This window comes from Terrabacter sp. Soil810 (assembly GCF_001429645.1).
Classification (GTDB): domain Bacteria; phylum Actinomycetota; class Actinomycetes; order Actinomycetales; family Dermatophilaceae; genus Terrabacter.
The window spans coordinates 69,512-82,485 of the sequence record NZ_LMSW01000014.1 but is presented as its reverse complement, the minus strand read 5'-3'; the positions used below and the strand labels follow the sequence as shown (position 1 = coordinate 82,485).

Sequence of the window (12,974 nt, the reverse complement as noted above, 5' to 3'; positions counted from 1 at the left end):
GGGCTGTGGGAGCAACGCACAGCTGGAGCAGCCCGGTCGACACCGACCACCTCGACGAGATCCGGCGCAACGCAAGCGAGTTCGCGTCGGCCGGCCCGTTGCGACTCGTCCTGGAGGTGCTCGCCTACCCGGTCGACGAGGCCGTCGAAGGGTCGACGACCCGGATCCGCGTCGTGCTCCACGCGGACGGCTCCGTGTCCGTCGCGGACGACGGGCGCGGCACCGAGACGCGCGTCGACGACGACGGCATCGTGCAGGTCAAGCCGGTCATGGCGACGAGGGACCTGCGCTTCTACGGCCGTGACGACGCGCCCCTGCTGCCCGACGGGTCGCCGCGGGCCGGCATCTCGGTCGTCGCGGCGCTGAGCGAGTGGGTCGTCCACACGAACCGCCGCACCGAGGGTGGGTGGAGCCAGCGTCTCGAGCGCGGCCAACCGCAGGGCGTGCCGGAGGCCGTGCCCGGTCAGGCGTCGACGGGGACGGTCGTCCACTTCCGCCCCGACCCGGCGCTCGTCCCCGGGTCACTCACCGCCGACGAGGTCCGGGCTGCCGCGCAGGCGTATGCCGGCGTCGTCCCGATCGAGGTCGTCGCCGAGAGCGTGTGACCGACCTGGCCTGACCCGTGTGGCGGGGCGCTCACTCGGGTGGGGTGGGGCCGGGTGGGTGCGGGCTGGGCGGCATACGATGCTGGGACCCGAGAAAGCTCGAAGGAGTGGCCCATGCCGCGCGACCTTGCCCCCGACCTCGTCGAGCGCCTCACGAAGGCGTTCGAGGCCGACCCCACTGCCCGGATGCTGCAGAACGCCGTCACGACGACGTCGGTCGACGACATCGCGCTGGACCGCCGGGTCGTGACGGGCATCGACCACTCCGTCTCGAACCTGCTCGACGACTGGAGCGCCACGTCCCAGGAGAAGAGCGGCCGCTGCTGGCTCTTCGCCGGCACCAACCTGCTGCGCGCGAGCGCGCGCGAGAAGCTCAAGGTCAAGGACTTCGAGTTCTCGCAGAACCACCTGCTCTTCTGGGACAAGTTCGAGAAGGCCAACCACTGGCTCGAGTCGATCATCGCGACGACCGACCGCGACGTCGACGACCGCACGGTCGCGCACCTGCTCGCGACGCCGGCCGAGGACGGCGGGCAGTGGAACATGTTCGTCGCGCTCGTGGTCAAGCACGGACTCGTGCCGAAGGTCGCGATGCCCGAGACGAAGAGCTCGAGCAACACCGGCCAGATGAACCGCGACCTCAGCACGATCCTGCGCCAGGCCGCGCGCGACCTGCGGGCCAAGGCAGCCGACGGCGACGACGCCGAGGACCTGCAGGACGCCAAGGAGCAGGCGCTCGCGACGGTCCACCGCCTGCTCTGCATCCACCTCGGCACGCCGCCCGAGTCGTTCGTGTGGCAGTGGAAGGACACCGACGGGGGCTTCCACCGCGACGGCACCATGACGCCGCTCGAGTTCGCCGAGCGCTACGTCACGGTGCCGCTCGAGGACTACGTCTGCCTCGTCAACGACCCTCGCGCGAGCAGCCCCTACGGGCACACCTTCACCGTCGAGCACCTCGGCAACGTCGTCGGCGCACCGCCCGTCACCTACCTCAACGTCGAGCCCGACCTCATGAAGTCCCTTGCGGCACAGGCGATCGTCGGGGGCGAGCCGGTGTGGTTCGGCTGCGACACGGGGCAGATGTCCAACGCCACCCTCGGCCTCTGGGACGCCGGCCTCTTCGACCGGGCCGCGATCTACGGCACCGAGCCGAGCCTCGGCAAGGCCGACCGGCTGCTCCACCACGAGTCACTCATGACGCACGCGATGCTCTTCACCGGCGTCGACCTGCTCGACGACCTCCCGCGACGCTGGCGCGTCGAGAACAGCTGGGGCACCGAGAAGGGCGACAAGGGCTTCATGACCATGAACGACGGCTGGTTCGCCGAGTTCGTCTTCGAGGTGGCCGTCCGCCGCGACGCGCTGCCGGGCGAGCTGCAGGAGGCGCTGACCCGCGACCCGATCGTCCTGCCCGCCTGGGACCCGATGGGCGCCCTCGCCGGCTGAGTCCGCTCTCGCTCCGCGTCGAGCGCGTCGCTGCCGGTCAGGCGGCGGCGCGCTCGTACGTCAGGTGGACGGTGTCGCCGACCAGCCGCCTGATGGACTGGGTGCACCATGCCCCCGAGCTTCCGCGACCCCCGTCATGACGACCACGACCGCACGACGGCGCTGGCCGCCCAGCTGACCGCCGTGCACGACGACCTGCGGGCACGGGTGCGCCTGATCCGTGATGGTCTCGTCCGACCTGGGACGACGACGGTCGACGCGGAGTCCCCGGCCGCCGGCATCCTCGAGCACTGTCTCGGCTTCTGCCGGGCCCTGCAGGCCCACCACACCGGCGAGGACGACGGACTCTTCGCCGCGCTGCGCGTCGAGCGACCCGACCTCGGCCCGATGCTCGACAAGCTCGTCGAGGACCATCACCTCGTGGCGGGCATCCTCGCGCGTGTCGAGCACCTCGTCGACACGGCCACGCGCGCGGTCGACGACGGCCACCGCGCTCGTCTCGTCGGTGAGCTCGACGGGCTGACCGCGATCATGGACTCCCATTTCGCCTTCGAGGAGCGCAGCATCGGTGCCGCGCTCGACGGCCTCGACGACGAGTCGTGGGTCGAGGCCGTGCTGTCGGTGCGAGACGATGACGACTACTGACGCGCACCACACGACGCCGGGCCCGTTGACGGACGCCGACGTGCCGGCATACGTCCGTTCTCTCGGGCTGCCGGGCCTCGCCGACGTCCATGTCCACTTCCTGCCCGACCCCATGCAGCGCAAGGTGTGGGACTACTTCGACGAGGCCGAGACGCACTACGGCACGCCGTGGCCGGTCACCTACCGCGACGACGAGGAGACGCGCCTCGCGACACTGCGGTCGCTGGGACTGCGAGCGATCCCGGCGCTCGTCTACCCGCACAAGCCCGGCATGGCGCAGTGGCTCAACGCGTGGTGCGCCGACTTCGCCCGCACGGTGCCGGACGCGGTCCACTGCGCGACCTTCTACCCCGAGCCCGGCGTGGGCGACGTCGTCGCGGCGGCCCTCGACGACGGGGCGCGCCTGTTCAAGATGCACGTCCAGGTCGGGGACTTCACCCCTGACGACGAGCGCCTCGACCCGGCGTGGGCGCGACTCGAGCGCGCCCGGGTCCCGGTCGTCATCCACGCCGGCTCGGCACCGATCTGCGGCACCCACACCGGCCCGGACGCCGTGCGCCAGGTGCTCCGTCGACACCCGGACCTCGTGCTCGTCGTGGCCCACCTGGGCATGCCGGAGTACCACGAGTTCGCCGACCTCGCAGACGAGTTCGCCGGTGTCCACCTCGACACGACGATGAGCGGCACGGACTTCACGAACCGCTTCGCGCCCTTCCCCGACGGCTACGTCGAGCGCCTCGCGACCCTGCGCGACCGGGTCGCGCTCGGATCGGACTTCCCGAGCATCCCCTACCCCTATGCCCACCAGCTCGACGCCCTCGCCCGCCTCGGCCTCGGCGACGGCTGGATGCGAGCGGTGTTGTGGCACAACGGCGCCCGACTCCTGGGCCTGGACGGTGGCCTGGACGGTGGCCTGGACGCTGGTCTGGACGTGGCCTCGACAGCAGCCCCGAGCGAGGGTGACCGGTCGGCGTCGACCTGACGCCGACCGGTCACCCGCCGGCCTCAGTGGGTCCGGCCCTTGAGCTGGACCGTCTGGTCGGCGAAGTACTCGCCACAGCCGCTGATGTTGCAGGCCACGGCGGCGGTGGCCGTCGCACCCTTGCCGCCCTTGAAGAGCCCGTTGTCGCCGAGGACGAAGACCGTCCACGGCTCGACGGACCCGGTGCAGGCGATCTCGGTCTCACCGAATCCCTGGATCAGGATCCGACCGACCCGCTGCCTGAGCTGGACGTCGACGAACGCGAAGTCGGCCTCGCCCGAGCACGTCGCCGTGCCGGACACGTACGCGCCGCCGGTCGCCTTGTCGAACTGGGCGATCGGGTTGATGGTGGCCTCGATGGACGGCACGTCCGGAGCCGTCTCGACGGTGATGTCGAGCAGTCCGCCGTTGCCGACCCCGTCCTCCTGGTCGTCGAAGGCGAGGATCGTATAGGTCTCCCCTGCGGACGCCGCCCACCCGGAGCCTCCGGGTCCGCAGGCGATGACCGTGGCCGAGCTGCCCGTGCCCTGCGCCACGATCACGCCGGCGCTGTAGTCGGAGCCGCTGACGTCGGCGACGACGATGCTGTCGGCGGCCGCCGTGAAGGTGAACCAGACGCTCGCGTCCGTCGCCGGGGCGCCGCACGACGCGTTGAGCGCGGCGTCGTCCGCGTCGGTGGTGGCCTCGCTCGTGTCGAGGGTCGTGCTGTAGGGCAGGGCCCCGATGGCCAGTGCGCTGCCGCTGACGTCGTTGGCGGGTGCGGCGGCCAGCGCCGTCCCTGCCGACATGATGACTCCCGTGACGGCTGCGAGCGCAGCTGCGCCCCACCGCTGTGTGCGTATCATCTCTTCCCCTTGCCTTGGCGTGGTCGCCGCGGCCCCCGAACCGGGACGAGCCCCGGAACGTCCTGCGCGAGATCGCAGGACATCCTTCGATGGTGGCGTGTCCGGTGACATCGCCATGGAGATTCAGAGAGATCGAGGGGCCCTCCGGATACGTCACGGCGACGGTCAGGCGCTCCAGCCCGTCCGGACCTCAGCCCAGGTGCTGCTGGAGGAAGGCCTCGGTGCGCCGGATCGAGGTGTCCCACTGCGGCGACGTCAGGGTGTGCCGCCCGCCGGGGTAGACGCGCAGCTCGACGTCCTTGCCCTTGGCCTTCAGGGCGGCGACGGACTCGCGGGACCAGGTGAGCGGGCAGTCCTCGTCGGCGGTGCCGTGGTGGATGAGGAGCGGCTCGGTGATGCGGCCGAAGTAGGTGCGGGGGCTCGTCGCCGCCCACGCGGCCGGCTCCGCCTCGGGCGTGCCGAGCCGCCCGATGACGGCCCGCGCCGCGCCGGAACGGGAGGCGTCGCGCCGCACCCACTTGTCGAAGTTGTCGACGCTGTCGGAGCTCACCGGCGCGTAGGCCACGGCCGCGCGGAAGAGCCCCGGGCGTACGACGAGGACGCCCAAGACGACCCCGCCGCCCATCGACCGGCCGATGATCGCGATGCGGCTCGGGTCGACGACCTGGGCCTTCTTGAGCGCCAGCCCGGCGTTGATCGCGTCGACGGTGTAGCCGGCGCGGAGGTTGGCATCGTTGCGGGGGTCGCGGTCGGACTGCGCGTGGTTGCGGTAGTCGATGTGGAGCGTGACGTAGCCCCGGCGGGCCAGGTAGTCGCGCTCGCGGAGCATCGTCTCGCCGTTCGTGTAGACGGCCGGGTCGACGTAGCCGTGGGCCAGGACCACGGCGGGGAACGGGCCCTTGCCCCGCGGGATGTTGATGCGTCCCGAGATCGTCAGCCCGTTGCTCTCATAGGTCGCGAAGTACTGCCGGTACGCGTCGGTGCTGCCGCGCTCACGGCCCAGCCTCAGGTTGCCGCCCTCGTAGCGGGTCGCGATGAGGGCCTCGATCGAGGCCGGGTCGGGCGCGGGCTTCGTCGGGCTCGGCGCGGGTGTCGGGGTGGACGCGGTGGGCGTCGACGTGGCCGTCTCGCTCGCGCCCTGGCTCGGGCCGGCGTATGCCGTGGGGCTGGGCCCGGTGGTGCCGCCGCGGTCGTCGGCGGGCCCGGCGGCCGGCCCCGCGGTCGAGCAGGCACCGAGCAGCAGCGCGGCGGCCAGGCCGGTCACGAGGGCTCTGGGGGTGCGCACCTCTCGAGTCTCACCCGGGACCGCCCGGATTCCCAGCCCGCTCCCAGCCTTCGTGCCCGTTCCGAGACCTCCACCGACCGACGACCGTTGGCAGACGCCCCACCCGACACGCCGCACGACACGCCGGAACGGTCGACACGGCATACCAACGGTCGTCCGTCGGCGGACGTCCGACCGGTCAGGGGAGGGTGGCGGCGGCCTCGAGCACGGTCCATGCCTGCAGCTGCGGCGACAGCTCGAGCGGCGGACCGGGCGCGCGCCCGCCGGGCTCCACGGGGAAGACCGTCGGGTCGCGGCGGCCCGCGAGGGCGAGGCTGGCCCGGCCGCGCCAGAGCGCCTCGGCCGTCGCGGCGACGAGTCCCCGTGCCGTCTCCCGCGCCACGGCGTCGAGCCCGGGCGTGGTCGCCGCGAGGGCGAGGTAGCGCACGAGGATGCCGGTGAAGAGGCCGCCGTCGCCACCGCCGTGCGTCCGCAGCACGCGCGCCCCGTCGACCTCGGTCGTGAGTCGCTCGCCCACGGCGCCGACGAGAGCGGCCGCGCGCGCCAGGCTCTGCTCGTCGCCCAGCGTCACGAGCGCGCCGAGCACGGTGCCCTGGTTGTAGGACCAGACGTCCGGGACGAGTACCTCCTCGCCGCCGCGAAGCCGTATGCCGTCGAGCACGAGCCCGCTCTCCGGTGACCACAGGCGCGCGTAGAGCCAGTCGACGAGCCGACGCGCCTCGTCGGTGTCGCCGAGACGGGCCAGATGCAGGGCCGCCGGGCCGGTCGCCGGGCTGTTCTTGAAGTCGCGGTCGCGGCTCCAGAAGAGGCCACCGCCGAGGTCGTCCGTGTGCGCCGCGCGCAGCTGGCCGGTGAGGTGACGGCTCGCCGACCGGAGGCGCCGACCCCGGGCGGTGCGGCCGATCTCGTCGTGCAGGGTCTGGAGCCGGCCCGAGGCCAGGGCGAGCCAGGCCATGTCGTCGTAGAAGTCGTTGACCCAGCGCACCCGGTTGCGCAGCCGGATCGTCTTGAGCAGCCGGTCGCCCCGGGCTGCGTGCTCCTCGGCGCCGGTCCGGTCGCCGGTCCGCAGGGCCCGGCCGCCGGCGTCGACGACCGCATCGAGGTAGTGCGCCTGCCACCAGTAGTGCCACGTCCCGCGGAGCCCGCCGAACGTCCGCGACCCGGGCCGCACGGGGTGGAGGATCCGCGCGAGGTGCGTCAGCGGCACCCGCCCGAGGGGCCCCGCGAAGAGTGCCGTCACGGAGCGCTCGGCCTCCGCCGCACGCTCGTCGAGGGCGGTCGGAGGTCGGGTCGGGACGTCACCGGCGGACACGCTGCGACGCTATCGCGGCCCCCGCCGCCTCCGGGACTGTGGAAGGGTCGGTCGGTGTCGAGATCGCGGCCGCGGCTCCGACGTCTCCTGACGAGGAACCCGCCGCCACGAGGGCGCCTGGACGGCGTCAGGACGAAGGAGTGGACGTGAAGTACCTGCTGATGATCTGGAGCAACCCGCAGACCTGGGGGCACCCGATCTTCCTGCGCACGCCGGAGGCCGCGGCCTTGACCGACGACGAGCGGGCGGGGCTGCTGCGCGACTTCGAGGACCTGTTGCGCGAGATCAGCGAGTCGGGCGAGCTCGTCACCGCCCAGGCGCTCGCGGACCCGCTCACGGCCCGCAGCGTCCGCGTCCGCGACGGCGAGAGCCTCGTCACCGACGGGCCGTTCGTCGAGGCGAAGGAGCAGATGGCCGGCTACTTCGTCGTCGACTGCGCGACGCCCGAGCGGGCCGAGGAGATCGCGGGACGCTTCCCCGACGCCCGGTTCGCGGCCGTCGAGGTGCGCCCGCTCATGGGCGGCTCGGCCGAGGACCTCTGAGAAGGACTGTGGCGTGGGAGGACCCGTCGTGACCGATGACCTGTGGCGCAGCGTGACGCCGCAGGTCATCGGTGCGCTCGTGCGCCGCTACCGCGACTTCGACCGCGCCGAGGAGGCCGCCCAGGAGGCGCTGCTCGCCGCGGCCGCGCAGTGGCCCGAGGAGGGCGTGCCCGACGACCCGAAGGCGTGGCTCATCCGGGTCGGCTCGCGCCGGCTCATCGACGGCCTGCGCAGCGACGAGGCACGAGAGCGTCGTGAGCTCGCCGACGCGACGCGGGCTCCTGCCGACGAGCTCGTGGCCCCGCCGCCGTATGCCGTCGGGCCGGGTGACCACGACGACACCCTGACGCTTCTCCTCCTCTGCTGCCACCCCGCGCTCGCCCCGGCGTCCCGGATCGCCTTGACCCTCAGGGCAGTCGGCGGCCTCACCACCGCGCAGATCGCGCACTCCTTCCTCGTGCCCGAGGCGACGATGGCCCAGCGGATCAGCCGGGCCAAGCAGCGGATCCGCGAGTCGGGCGCGGAGTTCCGGATGCCGCCGCCCGACGACGTGCCGGACCGTCTGCGCGAGGTGCTCCACGTCCTCTACCTCGTATTCACCGAGGGGCACACGGCGAGCACCGGTGACGAGCTGCACCGGGTCGACCTGACGGCAGAGGCGATCCGCCTCACGCGCCAGGCGCACGCCCTCCTGCCCGACGACGGCGAGGTGGCCGGCCTCCTCGCCCTCATGCTGCTCACCGAGGCGCGGCGCCCCGCCCGCACGAACGAGGCGGGAGAGCTCGTGCCGCTCGCCGAGCAGGACCGCTCTCGGTGGGACACGGCATACGTCCACGAGGGCATCGCCCTCGTGACCGACTCCCTGACGCGGACCCGGCTCGGGCCCTACCAGGTGCAGGCGGCCATCGCCGCGGTGCACGACGAGGCGCCCTCGGGGGCCGAGACCGACTGGGAGCAGGTGCTCGCGCTCTACGGGCTCCTCGAGCAGCTCGCCCCCGGGCCGGTCGTGACGCTCAACCGCGCCGTCGCGCTCGCGATGGTCGAGGGGCCGGCCGCAGGTCTGGCGGTGCTGGACGCCCTCGAGCAGGACAAGCGTCTCGCCCGGCACCACCGCCTGCACGCCGTGCGGGCGCACCTGCTCGAGATGTCCGGCGACACCGAGAGGGCCCGCGAGAGCTACCTGCTCGCGTCACGTCTCACGACGAGCATCCCCGAGCAGGACCACCTCCGACGAAAGGCCGAAGCCCTGTGAGCGACGCCGCCGACACCCCCGCGCCCGCCGTGACCGAGAGCGACGTCGACCTCGGCGACGGTCACGTGCTCCACGTCTACGACACCGGCGGCCCGGGGACCCCGGACGTCGAGGCGCTCGTCGTCGTGTGGCACCACGGCACCCCGAACATCGGGGCGCCCCCGCAGCCGCTCTTCGCCGCGGCGGCCCGCCTCGGCATCCGCTGGGTGTCCTACGACCGGCCCGGCTACGGCGGCTCGACTGCTCGACCGGGTCGTGACGTCGCCTCGGCGGCGCGGGACGTCGCGGCCGTCGTCGACCACCTCGGCGTGGGCTCGTTCGCGGTGATGGGCCACTCGGGCGGAGGTACGCACGCTCTGGCCCCCGCGGCGCTGCTCGGCGACCGCGTGCTCGGCGTCGTGACCGTCTCGGGAGTGGCACCGTTCGGCGCCCCGGGGCTGGACTTCTTCGCCGGGATGGCGCCGGGCGGCGAGGCGTCGCTGCGTGCCTCGGCCGCCGGTCGCGAGGCCAAGGAGGCTCATGAGGCCGCTGCGGCCCAGGTGCCGGACGGCGAGGTCGACTTCGGCTTCGTGGAGGCGGACGAGGAGGCCTTCTCGGGTCCGTGGGGCTGGTTCGGCTCGGTCGTCGGCCCGGCGCTGGCGGCCGGCCCGGCCGCGCTCATCGACGACGACCTCGCCTACGTCTCCGACTGGGGCTTCGATCCCCGCGACGTCGCGGCGCCGGCGCTCGTCGTGCACGGCGGCGCCGACCGCATCGTGCCGGTCTCGCACGGCGAGTGGCTCGCGAGCGCGATCCCCGACGCGGACCTGTGGCTCCAGCCTCTCGACGGTCACGTCTCCGTGCTCAGCACTGCCGAGGACGCCCTCACCTGGCTCGCCCGCGCCGCCCGCCGCTCCTGAGCGCCCACCGCTCCTGAGCGCCCGCCGCTCTGCCCGTTCGAGGTGATCGCGGGAGCCGGGTCGGTGCCGGCATCACCTCGACCCGGCCGTCGCCCGGCTTGCGTTGGAGTGCACTCGAAGTCATAGCGTCGAGCGCATGACGAAAACGTGGTTCATCACCGGAACGTCCCGCGGGTTCGGTCGCGAGTGGGCGACCGCCGCACTCGAGCGGGGCGACAACGTGGCCGCGACCGCCCGTGACACCTCGACCCTCGACGACCTCGTCCAGACCTACGGCGACCGGCTGCTGCCGATCGCCCTCGACGTCACCGACCGCGACGCGGACATCGCAGCCGTCCAGCAGGCGCACCAGCGCTTCGGCCGGCTCGACGTCGTCATCAACAACGCCGGCTACGGCCACTTCGGCTTCGTCGAGGAGCTGAGCGAGGCCGACGTCCGCAACCAGCTGGAGACGAACTTCTTCGGCGCCCTCTGGGTCACGCAGGCGGCGTTGCCGATCATGCGCGAGCAGGGATCCGGCCGCATCATCCAGGTCAGCTCGATCGGCGGCATCTCCGCGTTCCCGATCGTCGGCGCCTACCACGCGTCGAAGTGGGCGCTCGAGGGTCTGAGCCAGTCGCTCGCCCAGGAGGTCGCGCCCTTCGGCATCCGCGTCACGCTCATCGAGCCCGGCGGCTTCTCGACCGACTGGGCCGGCCCGTCGGCCAAGCACTCGGCGCCGTCGTCGCCCTACGACGACATCCGCGAGCGGACCCACCGCGAGCGCGCGGCCCGCAACACGTCGGGCCCCGGCGACCCCAAGGCCTCCGCGGCCGCCGTGCTCAAGGTCGTCGACGCCGACGAGCCGCCGCTGCGCGTCTTCTTCGGCGCGGCCCCGCTCTCGATCGCCAAGGCCGACTACGCCTCGCGGATCGAGACGTGGGAGAAGTGGGACGACGTGTCCCAGCTCGCCCAGGGCTGAGCCGGCCGGGAGTGCCTGACCCGCGAGCGTGGGTCAGGCACTCTCGTCCGCGAGGCGGCGAAGGGCCCGCAGCACCGAGCCCGGACGCTCCCACCACACGAAGTGCCCGGCGCCGTCGACGACCTCGACCCACGCTCCGGGGATCGCGTCCGCCGTCGCCCCGCCGGCCCGGTCGGGCGGCATCGGGCTGCGCTCGCCGACGACGACCCCGACGGGGACCCGGATGTCGCCCAGCCCCGACTCGAGGTCGGGGAGCCTCGCCTTGAGGTCGTTCCACAGGCCCACGTGGGCCTCCGGCGAGACGGTCATCTCGGGCCTCGGCATGACGTGCGAGGGGTCGCCGAAGTAGCCGGGCCACACCAGGTCCCAGGTCTCCGCCTCCTCCTCGGGCGTCGCCGTGCCGTTCATGTCCTTCTCGTCGAGCGCCTCGGCGCGTGCCCGCCGGTCGGCGGGGACCCGGGCGAACATCTCCGCACCGAACGCCTCCGCGGCCCCGTCGCCGACCCCACCGAGCGGGTCCACGGCGAGGACCCCGTGCAGCCGGTCGGGGATGGCCTCCGCGACATGGAAGCCGAGGTGCCCGCCCCAGGAGTGCCCGACGAACCAGGCGCGGTCCCAGCCGAGGTGGTCGAGCACCGCGACGGCGTCGCCGACCGCCTCCGCGACAGTGAAGGCACCCGTGGTCGTCGAGGGCGGGAGTCCGCGCTGCTGGTAGTAGGCGACCCGGAACCCGGCGGCGAGCTCCTCGACGAGGGTGCTCAGGTGGTCATAGCCCAGGCCCGGGCCGCCGTGGGCCAGCAGCACCGGCTGTCCCGCACCGGTGACGAACCCGCCGAGGTCGCCGTCGGTGCCCGAGGCGACGAAGTCTGTGCGCTCCATGGCCGAACGCTACGGCGGCAGCGCTGCCTGCGTACGCGCTTCGTGGGACCCGCCGCGCGCCACCCGACGTTCGCCTCCCGACGGGTGCAGCGCCTGCAGCGCCGGGCCCGTCGCGTGACCTCGCCGGTGGCGGGCTCGTTCTCCTCCGAGACCGACACCGGACGAAGGAGTCCCGCCGTGCCCCGTTCCTCACGCACCGCCCGCCGTGCCCGGCCTGCCGCAGCGCTCGTCGCGGCCCTCGCTGCAGCCGCCGCCCTCGCGACCGGCGGGGCCGCCGCGGCTCCCTCCGCCGTCGCGACGGACGCGCCGCACGTCGTGCAGCTCGGCGACTCCTACTCGGCCGGCAACGGCACCGGCACCTACGAGGAGCGCAGCTGCTACCGCTCCCCGGACAACTACGGGTGGCAGGTCGCGGCCTCGATCGACGCGACCTACACCGACGCGGCCTGCAGCGGCGGGGTCGTCGCCGACATCCTCGAGCCGCGCCTGCTCGGTGACGCGTCCACGAAGACGGGGACGTACTCGGTCGACCCGGCGCGCCACCCCGACCAGAAGGCCGAGTGGCTGCGCCGGGCGCAGACCGAGCGGCTCTGCGGGGTGCCGGCACAGCCCGACTTCTCGTACACGTACACGTTCGTCGCGGGCGTCGGCGTGAACGACCTCTACACGGGCACCGTGTCGTGCCAGCTCGTCGCGCGTCCGCAGATCGACGCGGTCACGCCCGACACCGACCTCGTCCTCCTCACCATCGGCGGCAACGACATCGGCTTCTCCACGATCGTCGTCGACTGCCTGACCCTGCGTGACCCGTCGAGCTGCCGCCAGTCCCTCGAGGCGGCCTCGGCCAAGGCGCCCAAGATGGTCCAGCGCACCAAGGACGCGCTGCGGGCCGTCGTCGCGCGCTCGGGCGGTCACGCGCAGGTCTACCTGCTCAGCTACCCGTTCCTCATCGACACCGAGAGCTACGCCATCCCCGAGGTCGCGCCGGTCTACGACGCCGGCCGGGCGCTCAACGACCTCCAGCGGCTCGGTGACGACCTCCAGGCTCGCGGCGTCGCCGAGCTCAACGCCGAGGACGGGACGACGCCGTACCACTTCGTCGACACCGTCAAGGCCGCCTGGGGCGGTCGCGTCCACGGCCTCGACCCGCACGTCGTCGCCGACAACTCCGCGGCATGGCTCGTCCCCGTCGGGACGCCGGGCCGCGACGTCGCCGAGTTCGTCCACCCGACCCAGGCCGGCTGGGACGCGACCGCCGGAGCCCTCCGGGTCGCCGTCACCGGCTGAGCTCCACGGGGTTCGGGACACCGGCCCCGCT

13 protein-coding genes are annotated in these 12,974 nt (G+C 73.2%); 9 read left to right on the top strand and 4 right to left on the bottom strand.

Annotated elements, in window-relative coordinates; translation table 11 throughout:
• Positions 1-5 precede the first annotated feature (5 nt).
• The 4 genes from ASG96_RS18745 (at position 6) to ASG96_RS18730 (ending at position 3,681) form a co-directional block, all read left to right on the top strand.
• The gene (locus ASG96_RS18745) at positions 6-605 is read left to right on the top strand and encodes a hypothetical protein (RefSeq protein WP_057588946.1); all 600 of its coding nucleotides are present in this window, start codon (positions 6-8) and stop codon (positions 603-605) included.
• 114 nt (positions 606-719) lie between these two features.
• On the top strand, positions 720-2,054 hold the full coding sequence (locus ASG96_RS18740; RefSeq protein ID WP_057588945.1) for an aminopeptidase C: 1,335 nt from the start codon (positions 720-722) through the stop codon (positions 2,052-2,054).
• Positions 2,055-2,162: 108 nt separating this feature from the next.
• Entirely contained in the window at positions 2,163-2,699 is a 537-nt protein-coding gene (locus ASG96_RS18735) for a hemerythrin domain-containing protein (RefSeq protein WP_057588944.1), read from the top strand.
• Complete coding sequence (locus ASG96_RS18730) at positions 2,686-3,681, top strand: amidohydrolase family protein (RefSeq protein WP_057588943.1); 996 nt, start codon at positions 2,686-2,688, stop codon at positions 3,679-3,681. The genes ASG96_RS18735 and ASG96_RS18730 overlap by 14 nt, the downstream gene beginning before the upstream one ends.
• Before the next feature lie 23 nt (positions 3,682-3,704).
• Here the strand turns inward: ASG96_RS18730 and ASG96_RS18725 are convergent, their stop codons facing one another.
• The 3 genes from ASG96_RS18725 to ASG96_RS18715 form a co-directional block, all read right to left on the bottom strand.
• Positions 3,705-4,526: a hypothetical protein gene (locus ASG96_RS18725; protein WP_157622914.1), complete on the bottom strand. Its 822-nt coding sequence runs from the start codon at positions 4,524-4,526 to the stop codon at positions 3,705-3,707.
• 190 nt (positions 4,527-4,716) lie between these two features.
• On the bottom strand, positions 4,717-5,811 hold the full coding sequence (locus ASG96_RS18720; protein WP_057588942.1) for a S9 family peptidase: 1,095 nt from the start codon (positions 5,809-5,811) through the stop codon (positions 4,717-4,719).
• A 178-nt stretch (positions 5,812-5,989) separates the two neighbouring features.
• Positions 5,990-7,123, bottom strand: coding sequence for a glycoside hydrolase family 76 protein (locus ASG96_RS18715; protein ID WP_057588941.1), 1,134 nt, complete (start codon positions 7,121-7,123; stop codon positions 5,990-5,992).
• 146 nt (positions 7,124-7,269) lie between these two features.
• Between ASG96_RS18715 and ASG96_RS18710 the strand changes: the two genes are divergently transcribed.
• The 4 genes from ASG96_RS18710 to ASG96_RS18695 all read left to right on the top strand — a co-directional run bounded on the left by ASG96_RS18710 (position 7,270) and on the right by ASG96_RS18695 (position 10,777).
• On the top strand, positions 7,270-7,665 hold the full coding sequence (locus tag ASG96_RS18710) for a YciI family protein (RefSeq protein ID WP_057589212.1): 396 nt from the start codon (positions 7,270-7,272) through the stop codon (positions 7,663-7,665).
• A 28-nt stretch (positions 7,666-7,693) separates the two neighbouring features.
• Positions 7,694-8,917 carry an RNA polymerase sigma factor gene (locus tag ASG96_RS18705; protein ID WP_235509227.1) on the top strand — a complete coding sequence of 408 codons (1,224 nt, stop codon included), beginning with the start codon at positions 7,694-7,696 and terminating at the stop codon, positions 8,915-8,917.
• A complete protein-coding gene (locus ASG96_RS18700) occupies positions 8,914-9,816 on the top strand; it encodes an alpha/beta fold hydrolase (RefSeq protein ID WP_082591890.1) in 903 nt (300 codons plus the stop codon). The genes ASG96_RS18705 and ASG96_RS18700 overlap by 4 nt, the downstream gene beginning before the upstream one ends.
• 136 nt (positions 9,817-9,952) lie before the next feature.
• Positions 9,953-10,777 carry an SDR family oxidoreductase gene (locus ASG96_RS18695; protein ID WP_057588939.1) on the top strand — a complete coding sequence of 275 codons (825 nt, stop codon included), beginning with the start codon at positions 9,953-9,955 and terminating at the stop codon, positions 10,775-10,777.
• 33 nt (positions 10,778-10,810) lie between these two features.
• Here the strand turns inward: ASG96_RS18695 and ASG96_RS18690 are convergent, their stop codons facing one another.
• Positions 10,811-11,656: an alpha/beta fold hydrolase gene (locus ASG96_RS18690; protein WP_057588938.1), complete on the bottom strand. Its 846-nt coding sequence runs from the start codon at positions 11,654-11,656 to the stop codon at positions 10,811-10,813.
• Between the two features lie 177 nt (positions 11,657-11,833).
• Here ASG96_RS18690 and ASG96_RS18685 point away from each other — a divergent pair, with 177 nt between their 5' ends.
• Positions 11,834-12,943, top strand: coding sequence for an SGNH/GDSL hydrolase family protein (locus tag ASG96_RS18685; RefSeq protein WP_057588937.1), 1,110 nt, complete (start codon positions 11,834-11,836; stop codon positions 12,941-12,943).
• Positions 12,944-12,974 lie beyond the last annotated feature (31 nt).

Coding starts and splice junctions, on each gene's coding strand:
- ASG96_RS18740 (WP_057588945.1), top strand. CDS start 720: ATGCCGCGCGACCTTGCCCCCGACCTCGTCGAGCGCCTCACGAAGGCG.
- ASG96_RS18735 (WP_057588944.1), top strand. CDS start 2,163: ATGCCCCCGAGCTTCCGCGACCCCCGTCATGACGACCACGACCGCACG.
- ASG96_RS18730 (WP_057588943.1), top strand. CDS start 2,686: ATGACGACTACTGACGCGCACCACACGACGCCGGGCCCGTTGACGGAC.
- ASG96_RS18725 (WP_157622914.1), bottom strand. CDS start 4,526: ATGATACGCACACAGCGGTGGGGCGCAGCTGCGCTCGCAGCCGTCACG.
- ASG96_RS18695 (WP_057588939.1), top strand. CDS start 9,953: ATGACGAAAACGTGGTTCATCACCGGAACGTCCCGCGGGTTCGGTCGC.
- ASG96_RS18690 (WP_057588938.1), bottom strand. CDS start 11,656: ATGGAGCGCACAGACTTCGTCGCCTCGGGCACCGACGGCGACCTCGGC.